Consider the following 12,737-nt stretch of genomic DNA (forward strand, 5'->3'; position numbering starts at 1 on the left):
CAACTTGAAGGTATGAGGTGACGGATTAACGTGATTTATTATGTAATCGCGCTTGTGGCTTTTCTGATCGACCAGGGAACGAAATATCTGGTGGCCACGCGCATGGAGATTCAGGAGCAAATTCCGATCATCGGCAATTTCTTTATCCTGACGTCCCACCGCAACAGGGGAGCGGCGTTCGGCATTTTGCAGGAAAAACAATGGTTTTTCGTGATTGTGACCCTGGTGGTCGTCGCCGGCATCGTCTGGTATCTCCAGCGCGTGAAAAATGCCAGAGGCTCGGCGCGCATGCTGCCGATCGCTCTCAGCCTCGTGCTCGGCGGAGCGCTCGGCAACTTCCTTGACCGGGTTCGGATGGGGGAAGTCGTCGACTTTTTCCTGTTCAATTTCGGCAGCTACAGCTTCCCGATCTTTAACGTGGCGGATTCCTGTATCGTGGTCGGCGTGGTCCTGATCATTTTGGATACGCTGCTCGATGCTCGCCGCCCCAAAGAACCGCAGCTTGCGGAGCAGCCAGAACAGCGTACGGAGGACTGAATATGACCGACAATGAACGTGACGGCTTCGCCGCTTCGGCGGAGGAGAACGTGACGGAAGAAGAAACGCTGCAGTGGAGCGTCGCCGCCGAATACAAGAAGCAGCGCCTCGATAAATACGTAACCGAAGCGATGGAGGAAGAAGTCTCCCGTTCGCAGATCCAGCTGTGGATCGAGCAGGGACACGTCACTGTGAACGGCCGCGCCGTCAAAGCCAACCATAAATTGGCCGAAGGCGAAACGGTCGAAGTTCGCGTGCCTCCGGCGGAAACGGTCGATATCGTGCCCGAAGATATTCCGCTCGACGTCGTCTACGAAGACGCCGACGTCATCGTGGTCAACAAACGCCGCGGCATGGTCGTGCACCCGGCCGTCGGCCATTCGTCCGGTACGCTGGTGAACGCCTTGATGTTCCACTGCAAGGACCTGTCCGGCATCAACGGCGAACTGCGTCCGGGCATCGTGCACCGCATCGATAAGGATACCAGCGGCCTGCTGATGGCCGCCAAGAACGACAAAGCGCACGCTTCGCTGGCCGCGCAGCTCAAGGATCACTCCGTGAGCCGCGTGTACACCGCGCTGGCGCATGGCAATATCGCACATGATCAGGGTACCGTGGACGCCAACCTGGCCCGCGACCCCCATGATCGTAAAATGTTTACCGTCGTTCCGAACGGCGGCAAGCACGCGATTACGCATTTCAACGTGGCAGAGCGGTTCGGAGACTATACCCTGCTCGAGCTGAAGCTCGAAACGGGCCGTACCCACCAGATTCGAGCGCATATGAAGTTCATCGGCCATCCACTCGTGGGCGATCCCATGTACGGCCGCAGCGGCGGCTTGAAACTGCAGGGCCAGGCGCTGCATGCCGCTTCGCTCGGATTTACCCATCCGACGACGGGCGAGCGTTTGGAGTTCTCCGCTCCGCTTCCCGCGGATTTGGAAGATCTCCTGGCCCATCTTCGCAGCCGCTGAGCGCTATTCCGCTCTTGAGCCTTTGGCGATCGCGAAGCGGAGCCCCGCTTTTCGCCTTTATGCACTTGGCGATTCGCGAAGCGGAGCCCTGCTTTTCGCCTTTATGCACTTGGCGATTCGCGAAGCGGAGCCCTGCTTTTCGCCTTTACGCACTTGGCGATTCGCAAAGCGGAGCCCCGCACTTGATTCGCCCGAAGCCGCGAATCCGAAGCGCAAAGCGCTCAGACGCTTGCCCCGCACGGAGGGGGCAAGCGCCTTCCCGCTTCACCCCCCGCGGGAGGGGAGGGCGGAGCGTAGGGCGGAAAGGAGCCGTAGGAAACGAAGTGTTCGCATTTGCAATCCGGTTTTCTACCGCCAGCCATGTTTTAGTCCAATCGGAAGAAATACCGGAATTGCAACGGCGATCCGCAGGCCCTTTCCGCCCGGAGCGTCTCCAATCCCTCCCCTCCCAGCGTCCCTGCGCAAAAACGCTAAATTTTCCGCCACATAATCCATGTACCCCCGCCGTCCGTTTGCGGCATCATGGAAAGTAGATCATACCGTTCAAGGAGCTGAATTTATTCATGAGTATCGACCAATACCAAAATACTTACATCCAGCAGGTTTTCGCTGACCGCATCGGCGGCGCGAATTACGGCAAAGACACCAACATCTACAAATTCGAAAAGATCAAACGCGCCAAAGCGGCGGCCCGCCAGGCTTTCCCTGACGTCGAGCTGATCGATATGGGCGTCGGCGAGCCGGACGAAATGGCGGATGCCGGAATCGTGTCCAAGCTGGCCGAAGAAGCGGCCAAGCCGGAAAACCGCGGATACGCCGATAACGGCATTCCGGAATTCAAGGCGGCCGCCGCCAAGTATCTGGCGGAAGTCTTCAAAGTCGAAGGAATCGACCCGAACACCGAGATCGTGCACTCGATCGGCTCCAAGCCGGCGCTGGCCATGCTGCCGTCCGTGTTCATCAATCCGGGCGACGTTTCGATCCTCACTGTTCCGGGCTATCCGGTTCTGGGCACGCACACGAAGTATGTGGGCGGCGAAGTGTACAATGTGCAGCTGACGAAGGAAAACGACTTCCTGCCGGACCTGGATTCCATTCCGGCCGATATCGCCAAGCGCGCCAAGCTGCTGTACCTGAACTACCCGAACAACCCGACCGGCGCGAGCGCGACGGTAGAATTCTTCACGAAAGTCGTGGAGTGGGCGAAAAAGAACGAAGTGATCGTCGTGCACGACGCTCCTTACGCCGCGTTGACGTATGACGGCTTGAAGCCGCTCAGTTTCCTGAGCGTGCCGGGCGCGAAAGACGTCGGCGTCGAGCTGCACTCCCTGTCCAAGTCGTACAACATGACCGGCTGGAGAATCGGCTTCGTGGCCGGCAACCCGCTGATCGTCAAAGCGTTCAGCGACGTGAAGGACAATAACGATTCCGGTCAATTCATCGCGATTCAAAAAGCGGCCGCTTACGGCCTGGCGAATCCGCAAATTACGGAAAAAATCGCCGAGAAGTATTCGCGTCGTCACGATATGCTCGTAGCTGCGCTGAACGAGCTGGGCTTCACGGCCGAAAAGCCGAAGGGTTCCTTCTTCCTGTACGTGCAGGCGCCTAAAGGCATCAAAGGCGGCGAAGCGTTCGGCAGCGGCGAGGCCTTCTCGCAGTTCCTGATCCGCGAGAAACTCATTTCCACCGTGCCTTGGGATGATGCCGGTTCGTTCGTGCGATTCTCGGTTACGTTCGAAGCCAAAGGCCTGGACGAAGAAAAACGCGTGATCGAAGAAATCAAGCGCCGCCTCAGCGACGTGGAATTCGAATTTTAATCGTCGATCATTCGGCTGTACGAAAAAGCTTTCCGCCCCGAGCGGAAAGCTTTTTTTTGATGCATGCAGGAAAATGGGGCGGACGGCGGGTATAAGAAAGAGGTAGGCTTTTTGCCGCCGTTCGGGGATCGGCCTGTCCGCAGGCAGCCGTCCGCGGCGAAAGCGAAATTTCAGTCTGTTCGGAGAGGAGCTTATTGCCTGTTATGATGAAAGCCATTATTTTCGACCTTGACGGAGTCATCGTATCGACCGACCATTATCATTACCGGGCTTGGAAAGACATTGCCGACCGGGAAGGCGTGCCGTTCGACGAGAACCGGAACGTCCTGCTGCGCGGCGTCAGCCGGGAGAAGAGCCTGGAAATTCTGTTGGAGCTTGCACCGCGGCCTTATTTGGCGGAAGAGAAGGCGAAGCTAGCCGAAGAAAAAAACGGTATTTACCGCAGATTGCTGCAGGAACTCACGCCCGACGATATTCTGCCCGGCGTGCTGAAGTGGATCGAACATGCGAAAGAGAAAGGGCTGCGCACCGCAATCGGTTCGTCGAGCAAAAATACGGACTTTATTTTGGAGCGGATCGGACTGTCCGAGACGTTCGATACGGTGGTGACGGGCGCGGACGTGACGCGCAGCAAGCCGGCGCCGGACATTTTTCTGCTCGCCGCCGAACGCCTGGGCGTCGAGCCGGGCGATTGCTGGGTGGTGGAGGACGCTCCGGCCGGCATCGAAGCGGCCAAGAGCGCAGGCATGAAGACGATCGGCGTAGGCGAGTACGTCAAGGACGTCGCACCGGACCGCTGGTCGCTGACGCTCGGAGAGGCGGAGCTTTAAGCATTCGGCGCTTCGGTCGGTCATAATCCCTTCGCCCAATGCGCCTGCGAGGAGCGGACCGGGCGAAGCTTTCGGATGCATACGCAAAAAACCGCCGGGAATATCCCGGCGGAACAGCCTTCCGCAGGAAGGCTGTTTTTATTGGAGAACCTTTTTTTGCGGTCAGTCGATTTTGAACCGTTCGACCTCGCCCTGAAGCTGCTCGGCGAGGGAAGCGAGCGATGCGGCGGAGCCGCGAATTTCTTCCATCGATGCCAATTGTTCTTCGGCGGCGGCGGCGATTTCGTGCGTGCCCGATTGATTGGCTTCGGCCGCTCTCGCGATCTCGCGAACGGCTTCCGAGACTTCTTCGGCATGACCGGCCACTTCGCCGACCCGAACATTCATGCTTCCGAGATCGCCCGCCACGATTTCGGAAGCCTCCTTGAGCCGGCGGAGATTGTCCGCCGTGAGCTCGGCGCTCTCCAGCCCGTCTTCCACGGAAGAACGGATCTTCACGAACGTCTCCAGCGAAGCCCGGATATCGGAGACGATGTCCTGGATCAGGCTTTCGATCGTTTTGGCCGAATCGGCCGACTGCTGCGCGAGTTTTTTGACTTCGCTTGCGACGACCTGGAAGCCGAGGCCCGATTCGCCGGCCCGCGCCGCTTCGATCGAAGCGTTCAAGGCCAGCAGATTCGTCTGGGACGCGATTTCGTCGATCGTATGCAGAATGCCGGTGATCGTTTGCGATTTCTCCGCAAGACCGGAAATGACCTGACCGCCTTCGCGCACGGAACCGTCGATCTCGCGGATACGACCTAGCGTCCGGTCGACCAGGCGGTCGCCTTCCTCGGCCATCTCCGCCGAATTCCGCGACGATTCCGACAAGCGTTCGGAGCTGCTGCGGATCTCGGTCAGCCATTCGGAGACTTCGGCCAGGCGGCGCGAGCTGTCGGCGACGCTGTCGCTCTGTCGCTCGCTTCCCGACGCGAAGCCTTCGATCGCTTCGGTAATCTGTCGGCTGGCCGTGCCCGTATGCTCGGCGCTGGCACTCAGTTCTTCCGACGAAGCGGCCACGTCCGATACGGAAGCGGTAATCGAGCGGACAAGCCCGCCCAGCGACGTCTTCATGCTTTGGAACGTAGAAGCCAGCTGGCCGATCTCGTCCCTGCCGGAATCGTCGACGCTGCCCGTGAGGTCGCCCGAGCTGATAGCCTCGGCAGCCTGCGCGACGCGGCGAAGGCGGCGGGCGATCGAACGGGTCAACAGCCAGATGATCGTTCCGCCGGCGATCAGCGAGACGGCCAGTACGATCAGAAGACGGTAGAGGATCGGCTGTGCCGCCTCGTTCACTTCGTTTTCGTAATAACTGCCCGCGATGATCCATCCGCTGAGTTCGTTCTTCTCGAATACCAGCACTTTCGGTTCGGCTTCGAACACATATTCGAAACTGCCCGAAGGCGCTTCTTGATCGGAGAGCCTCATGGAGATGCTGTCACTGGAACCCGCTTCGATCGTCGGATGCGAGATGTAAGTGCCGGTCCCCGTCGTGATAAAAGCATAGCCTTCCGAACCGATCTGAATCGTTTTTGTCGTCTGCAGCAGGGAGTCGATGGAGATGTCGATGCCGACGACCCCGCTGCCGTCTTTCAACCGCTTGGCGATCGTAATGCCCGCCTGGCCCGTCGAAGCGGAAATATAAGGTTCGGTCACGACTGCGCGTTCCGGACTTTTCATGGCCAGACTGTACCAACCCCGGCTGCGCGGGTCGTAGCCGTCGGGAAGGTTCTCGTAAGTCGAAGCGATGTATTCGCCCTTCTCCGAGCCGGCATAAGCCAAATCGACATCCTGCTGCGCAAGATCGTACGTTTCCAGCGGAGCGTTCGTAAGGTCTGCCGCCGCTCCCGCGGATTCGAACGAACCGGCGTTCAAGGTGTCCGCAAAGTAATCGACGGTCGCGACTTTCGTTTGCAGGTCGCGCTCGATAATCGAGTTCATGGTGCCCACGCTTGAAGAAGCGTTAGCCAGCAGCTCGGCGCTCAAGGCGCTCTTTGACGATTGATAAGATAGAACGGCGGATACCGACAGCGAAGCGATCAGAATGACCGTGAAAAAAAGCAGCAATTTATTGCCCAAAGACAGCGAAATCCGTTTGACTTTTAATCTTTTCATCCTCGAGTCCCCCTTTGCGGCGCACACGCGAACGACGAAGTTCCGAAATCGAACGGGTTCGTCAAATCCGCGTGAAGGGCCGTGTTTTTGCATATACTTTATATGTCGGTAGGACCAAAGGGAAATTCAAGCAAACGTTTTCGTGGAAAAATCAGGCTTTTGCATTAGGCGAATGATGCGAAAAACGAAAAAGCGTCCGGCCTTCCGTACTAGGCGGATAAGCGTTTACTCCAGCGTAATGGCTACCGTATCCTGCGCTTGAACCCAGGACACTTTGGCGCCGAGCTGCTCGCTGATGAAGCGCAGCGGCAGATAGGTAATGCCGTTCACGGCGAACGGAGCCTGCTCCAACTGCACGGCTTTTCCGTTGACGCGCGTGGCGCCGGTCTTGGTATCGATCGCGATCGACGTCGTTTTGCCGTTCGCGGTGCGGCTGACGGTGACGGCTTTGCTGGAGGAAACGAACGAGATTTTGGCGCCGAGCTGTTCGAACACGGAGCGCAGAGGCACGAAAGTCTGGCTTTTTTGCGTAATGACGCCGCCTCCGAGTTCGACGTCTTTCCCGTTCAGCGAGACGGAAATGGCGCGCTGAACGGGAACCGGCGTATCGTGCTCGAATTCGTAATCGCCGCTGCCGAGATCGCCGTTTTTGTTGACGCCCCAGCCGAGCAGGCTGCCGTCTTTTTTCTGCATGATGATATGACGGGAGCCCGCTTCGACCTGCTCGATTCCCGAGGCCAGCAGGCGGAATTTGGCATTGGCCGGCAGCTTCGCACGATTCAGCGAAGTCTCGTACACGCTGCCGTCATTCGTGAAGACGACCAGCGAGCGTTCCACGACCCAGGCGTCTTCGACGTTTCGGACGCCGGTCAAGCGAACGGGAGCGCCTTGATCGTTAATCGAAGTACCGTCGGACCAGCCGGTGATCGTGTACCCTTTGTAAAACAGATTGCCGCCCAGGTCGATCGCCAGGAGGCCGCCGTAACGGGCCGTTTTCAGCGAGCGGATGCCGGACAATCCCTGGACTTTGACGGCGGACGGCGTGGAGGTCGGCAGCGCTTTGTCATATTCGGTCGGCAGCGTCCAGACCGTACCGTCTTTTTTGAGCGCGGCGTTTTCTCCGACGGAAGACACTCCGGTCAGGTTCGGCACCGGCTTGAAGCCCGTCAGCCTGCCGGTGTCGCGCCAGACCGTGCCGTCTTTTTTCAAAAGCAGCCAGTGGGGAGCGTAAGCGGAAGGGGAGGACTCGGTATAGCCGGCGGCGTCGACGATGTCCGAGATGCCGCCGACGGGCGAAAAGACCGAATAATCGTAGGCGTTTTCCTCGCCGCGGCCCGATACGAAGACGCTTCCGCTGTCGTCAATGGCCAGGGCGTCGCCGTTGAAGCGGATCTTCGCGGCGTTTTTCAATCCCTGCACGGGCTTGTAGGTCTGCAGGGCGGCCAGGGAGCCCGGCTTCAGCATCAGCAGCGAGCCGTCCGTTTTTTCGATCAAGTAATCGATGTCGCCGTCGAAAAAGGCCTGCTCGGCCGCTCCGATTCCCCGCAGTTCGTTGGGTACCGGCGTCTTGCCTCCCCAGCTCCAATAGCTGCCGTCGGATTTGATCAGCGAATTCGGCGTGAAATCGCGGATCGACAGGCCGGTCTCCGCCGCCGAAGCGGTCGCCGCGACGGACAGGCCGAGCGATGCGGACAGGAGAACGGCTGCCAAGCTTTTTTTGGATGTGATGGTCATTGTGGTTTCCTCCTTTAATAAGCGCTGCGCGAATATGACGAAAGTTTCTTATTCTTAGACGTATTCGGCGCGATAAAAGTTGTCGAAGGACAAAAATAGAAAAAGGGATTGAATAAATATAACTATTTAATGTATAATTATTAAACAAAGACAAAGTTAAAGGCGTTTATCGCCGCTTTGGCGCATAAAAAGGTGTATGGAATAGGGGCGCTTCTGCCTGCGGACAGAGGCTGCGGAGCCGGAAGCGAAGGCGGGTGGTTGACAGAGGGTTGGCCTTCTGTCATAATTCATTGCAACAGAGGCGCCTTACCGCGCCCGATGAATAGCACCTTTAATTCAGTCCCGTGAGACTGGCAAGGTAACGTGAACGACGATTCACCAGGAATGCGTCCGCCGAGAGCGGATTGCTTTTTGGCGCGCTTCGTCGCATCGAGATGTCGATTTCGACTCCTTGCCTGCACTCGGACCATCCGAACGGGCAAGGAGTCTTTTTGCATATCCGGCAAAAAGAAGCCGACGTTCACGGGGCCGAAAGGTGACACCAACCTTTTGCCAAGGAGGCGCACAGTCATGAACGAAACCCACGTCATTATGGATGAAGCCGCCATTCGCCGAGCGCTGACCCGGATCGCCCACGAGATTTTGGAGAAAAACAAAGGGATCGAAGGCTGCGTGCTGGTCGGTATCAAGACGCGCGGCGTGCCGCTGGCTCAGCGGATCGCCAAACGCATCTTCGAAATCGAGGGAACGCCGGTGCCGTGCGGAGAGATCGACATCAGCTCTTACCGCGACGACCGCAAAGGCAGCGAACCTACCGTGAACTGCCAGGAGCTGTTCGGAGAAGCCGGAGTATCCATCGAAGACAAAAAAGTGATTTTGTTCGACGACGTGCTCTATACCGGCCGTACGATCCGCGCCGCGATGGACGCCCTGATGGACTGCGGACGGCCGCAGATGATCCAGCTCGCCGTGCTCGCCGACCGCGGACACCGCGAACTGCCGATCCGCGCCGACTACGTGGGCAAAAACGTGCCGACTTCCCGCACCGAAGAGATCGAAGTGTTCCTGAGCGAGATCGACGACAGCGACATCGTCCGTATCAGCAGCCGCCGGGAGGTGCTCGCATGATCGCCTACCGACATTCGCTGAAAGACCGCCAACTGCTCGGATTGAAAGAACTGAGCGCCGCCGAGATCGAGTCGATCCTGAAACGCGCCGCTTACTGGGAAGCCCACGAAGAAAAACGCATTCCGGTGCTGGAACATCGCTTCATCGCCAACATGTTTTTCGAGAACAGCACGCGGACAAGATTTTCGTTCGAGATGGCGCAGAAGAGGCTCGGCGCGCAGGTGCTGAACTTCGCGGCCGCCGCCTCGAGCGTCGAGAAGGGCGAGTCGATCTACGACACGGTCCGCACGCTGGAGAGCATGGGCATCGACGCGGGCGTCATCCGGCTGAAGCCGATCGGCGTGCTGGCCGAGCTGGCGCAGCATGTCCGGGTCCCGCTCATCAACGCCGGCGACGGCAACAACGAACATCCGACGCAGGCGCTGCTAGACATATATACAATGAAGAAGCAGTTCGGCGACGTTCGCGGCCTGACCGTGTCGATCGTCGGCGACATCAAGCACAGCCGCGTGGCCCGCTCGAACCTGTGGGCGCTGCGGATGCTCGGGGCGAACGTGAAGTTCTGCGCGCCCGACAGCATGAGAGCGCCGGAGCTGGAAGCTTACGCGCCCTACGTGACGATGGAAGAGGCGCTGCAGGCCGACGCGGTCATGATGCTGCGGGTGCAGCTCGAACGTCACGCCGAAGGCATTCTCAAGTCTTCGGACGAGTACCGGGCGCAGTACGGATTGACGACGGACCGGGCCGCGAAGATGAAGCCGCACGCGATCATCATGCATCCGGCTCCGGTGAATCGGGACGTGGAGATCGACAGCGAACTGGTGGAAGCGCCGAGCTCGCGAATTTTCCCGCAAATGCGGAACGGGGTGCCGATCCGGATGGCGGTCGTCGAACGCGCACTGCGTTAAATTGCTCCGTAAAAGCGGGCAAGCGATAAAGCGAAGCGGAAAACGGACGGACAGGAACGGCAAATCGGAGAGACCGAGAACGGAACCGGAGGGACTTTTAAAATGACGAATTATTCGAACGTGGATGTATGGATTCAAAATGCGAACGTGCTGAACGAGGACGGACAGCTTCAGCAGAGCGACATTCTGATTCAAGGCGGCAGGGTGCTGGCCATTCTGGCTTCGGGCTCTTACGGCGCGGCCGACCGGCGGCTTATCGAGAACGGCAGCGGAACGTTGAGCGTATACGATGCGCAGGGCAAGCTGGTCACGCCGGGGCTGATCGACATGCACGTCCATCTGCGCGAACCGGGATTCGAGCATAAGGAAACGATCGAGAGCGGCGCGCGTTCCGCGGCGCGGGGCGGATTCACGACGATCGCCTGCATGCCGAACACCAAGCCGGTCACCGACAATCCGGACACGGTCAAGCTGGTGCTGGACAAAGCGAAAGAAGCGAATCTCGTCAACGTGCTTCCGTATGCGGCAATTACCAAAAACGAGCTGGGCCGCGAGCTGACCGACTTCGAAGCGCTGAAAGAGGCGGGCGCGATCGGTTTTACCGATGACGGGGTAGGCGTGCAGAACGCTCAGATGATGAAGGACGCCATGACGAAGGCCGCCGAACTGGGCATGCCGGTCATCGCCCACTGCGAAGACGACTCGCTGGTAAAAGGGCTGTACGTGTCCGAAGGGAACTTCGCGAAAAAACACGGCATCAAAGGTATCCCCAACGAATCCGAAGCGATCCACGTCGGACGCGACGTGCTGCTGGCCGAAGCGACGGGCGTGCATTACCACGTCTGCCACGTCAGCACCGAACAGTCCATCCGGTTGATCCGTCTGGCCAAGTCGATCGGCGTGAACGTGACCGCCGAAGTCTGCCCGCACCATCTGGTGCTGTCGGACGAAGACATCCCGGGCATGGACGCCAACTGGAAAATGAATCCGCCGCTGCGCACTCCTCGCGACGTCGCGGCCTGCATCGAGGCGCTGGAAGACGGTACGATCGACATCATCGTGACCGACCATGCGCCGCACAGCGAAGATGAAAAAGCGAAAGGCATGCAGCTCGCGCCGTTCGGCATCGTGGGCTTCGAGACCGCCTTCCCGCTGCTCTACACCGAATTCGTCAAGACCGGACGCTGGACGCTGGACTTCCTCGTCCGCCGCATGACCCAGGACCCCGCCCGCGTGTTCGGGCTGAAATCCGGCAGGCTGGAAGTCGGCGCGGCCGCGGATCTGGCGATCATCGATCTGGAGCTCGAAAAAGCCGTCGATCCGGCGGAATTCGCCACCAAGGGCCGGAACACCCCGTTCACGGGCCGCAGGCTTTCCGGTTGGCCGGTGGTCACCTTCGTCGGCGGCCGCGCGGTATTCGGCGCCGAGCATGCGCAGAACGTCAACGCTTAAGCGGCACGCTTTCCGAATCGCGAATACACGAAAAAGCATTTTCTTCATATATAAGGGAGGATTACACATCATGCAGGCAAAACTTCTGCTCGAAGACGGCACGCTCTTCACCGGCCGTTCGTTCGGCGCCCAAGGCGACACAACCGGAGAGGTCGTATTCAATACCGGCATCACCGGCTATCAAGAGGTGCTGTCCGATCCTTCTTACTGCAACCAGATCGTGACGATGACTTATCCCCTGATCGGCAATTACGGCATCACCCGCGACGACTTCGAATCGGTCCGCCCGTTCGTGAACGGCTTCGTCGTGCGGCGCTATGAGCCCGTGCCGAGCAACTGGCGCGCCGAGTACACGCTCGACGAGCTGCTCAAAGAACACGGCATCGTGGGCATCAGCGACATCGATACCCGCATGCTGACACGCATTCTGCGCAACCACGGCACGATGCGCGGCATTCTGACGGCGGGCGACAAGTCGGTCGAAGAATTGAAAGAAATGCTGCACGGCTCCGCGCTGGTGAACGACCAAGTGAAGCGCACCTCGACGCAGCATGTGTACAACAGTCCCGGAAAAGGCGAGCGTATCGTCCTGATCGACTACGGCGCGAAGAGCGGCATCGTCCGCGAGCTGAGTTCCCGCGGCTGCGACATCGTGGTCGTGCCGCAGGACACGACGGCCGAGCAGATCCGCCGGCTCAACCCGGACGGCATCCAGCTGTCGAACGGCCCCGGGGACCCGAAAGACGTGCCGCAGGCGGTCGAGACGATCAAGCAGCTGCTCGGCGAGTACCCGATCTTCGGCATCTGCCTCGGGCATCAGCTGCTGGCTCTGGCCGGCGGCGCCGATACCGAGAAGCTGAAGTTCGGCCATCGCGGCGGCAACCACCCGGTCAAAGAGCTCGAAACGGGACGCTGCTACATCACGTCGCAGAACCACGGCTATACGGTCAAGGAAGATTCCCTGGCCGGCACCGATTTCGAAATCACGCATATCAACAACAACGACAAAACGATCGAAGGACTGCGCCACAAGAAATTCCCGGCTTTCTCCGTGCAGTACCATCCGGAAGCGGCACCCGGTCCGTTCGACAACAGCTATTTGTTCGACCGCTTCATCGACACGATCCGCGAATATAAAAAGAGCAGTCCGAAGCAGCCGCGCCAAGCGGCGATGATGGCCGCCATGAGAGGAGCACGCTAATT

General features: G+C 59.0%; 10 protein-coding genes. 8 read left to right on the forward strand and 2 right to left on the reverse strand.

The features are described from left to right. Positions 1–30 precede the first annotated feature (30 nt). The 4 genes from lspA (at position 31) to pgmB (ending at position 4,158) form a co-directional block, all read left to right on the forward strand. Positions 31–537: a signal peptidase II gene (lspA, locus tag GYN08_RS01085; protein WP_166271681.1), complete on the forward strand. Its 507-nt coding sequence runs from the start codon at positions 31–33 to the stop codon at positions 535–537. A 2-nt stretch (positions 538–539) separates the two neighbouring features. Beyond that, on the forward strand, positions 540–1,511 hold the full coding sequence (locus tag GYN08_RS01090) for an RluA family pseudouridine synthase (protein WP_166271683.1): 972 nt from the start codon (positions 540–542) through the stop codon (positions 1,509–1,511). A gap of 563 nt (positions 1,512–2,074) precedes the next feature. Continuing rightward, the gene (locus GYN08_RS01095) at positions 2,075–3,328 is read left to right on the forward strand and encodes an LL-diaminopimelate aminotransferase (RefSeq protein WP_166271685.1); all 1,254 of its coding nucleotides are present in this window, start codon (positions 2,075–2,077) and stop codon (positions 3,326–3,328) included. A 203-nt stretch (positions 3,329–3,531) separates the two neighbouring features. Continuing rightward, positions 3,532–4,158, forward strand: coding sequence for a beta-phosphoglucomutase (gene pgmB / locus GYN08_RS01100; protein ID WP_166271687.1), 627 nt, complete (start codon positions 3,532–3,534; stop codon positions 4,156–4,158). Between the two features lie 162 nt (positions 4,159–4,320). Here pgmB and GYN08_RS01105 read toward each other — a convergent pair whose 3' ends face one another. Together GYN08_RS01105 and GYN08_RS01110 are read right to left on the reverse strand one after the other, a co-directional pair. Next, entirely contained in the window at positions 4,321–6,312 is a 1,992-nt protein-coding gene (locus GYN08_RS01105; protein ID WP_166271689.1) for a methyl-accepting chemotaxis protein, read from the reverse strand. A 225-nt stretch (positions 6,313–6,537) separates the two neighbouring features. Then, a complete protein-coding gene (locus tag GYN08_RS01110) occupies positions 6,538–8,046 on the reverse strand; it encodes a stalk domain-containing protein (protein ID WP_166271691.1) in 1,509 nt (502 codons plus the stop codon). A 570-nt stretch (positions 8,047–8,616) separates the two neighbouring features. On the opposite strand from GYN08_RS01110, the gene pyrR reads away from it, so the two are divergent. From pyrR to carA, 4 genes are all read left to right on the forward strand, one after another. Further along, the gene (gene pyrR, locus GYN08_RS01115; protein ID WP_166271693.1) at positions 8,617–9,174 is read left to right on the forward strand and encodes a bifunctional pyr operon transcriptional regulator/uracil phosphoribosyltransferase PyrR; all 558 of its coding nucleotides are present in this window, start codon (positions 8,617–8,619) and stop codon (positions 9,172–9,174) included. Then, positions 9,171–10,082, forward strand: coding sequence for an aspartate carbamoyltransferase catalytic subunit (locus GYN08_RS01120; protein WP_166271695.1), 912 nt, complete (start codon positions 9,171–9,173; stop codon positions 10,080–10,082). Before pyrR ends, GYN08_RS01120 begins: the two co-directional genes overlap by 4 nt. A gap of 102 nt (positions 10,083–10,184) precedes the next feature. Beyond that, complete coding sequence (locus GYN08_RS01125; protein WP_166271697.1) at positions 10,185–11,534, forward strand: dihydroorotase; 1,350 nt, start codon at positions 10,185–10,187, stop codon at positions 11,532–11,534. Between the two features lie 70 nt (positions 11,535–11,604). Continuing rightward, the gene (gene carA / locus GYN08_RS01130) at positions 11,605–12,735 is read left to right on the forward strand and encodes a glutamine-hydrolyzing carbamoyl-phosphate synthase small subunit (RefSeq protein ID WP_166271699.1); all 1,131 of its coding nucleotides are present in this window, start codon (positions 11,605–11,607) and stop codon (positions 12,733–12,735) included. The last annotated feature ends 2 nt before the right edge of the window (positions 12,736–12,737 follow it).

The organism is Saccharibacillus alkalitolerans (genome assembly GCF_011090185.1).
Classification (GTDB): Bacteria; Bacillota; Bacilli; order Paenibacillales; family Paenibacillaceae; genus Saccharibacillus; species Saccharibacillus alkalitolerans.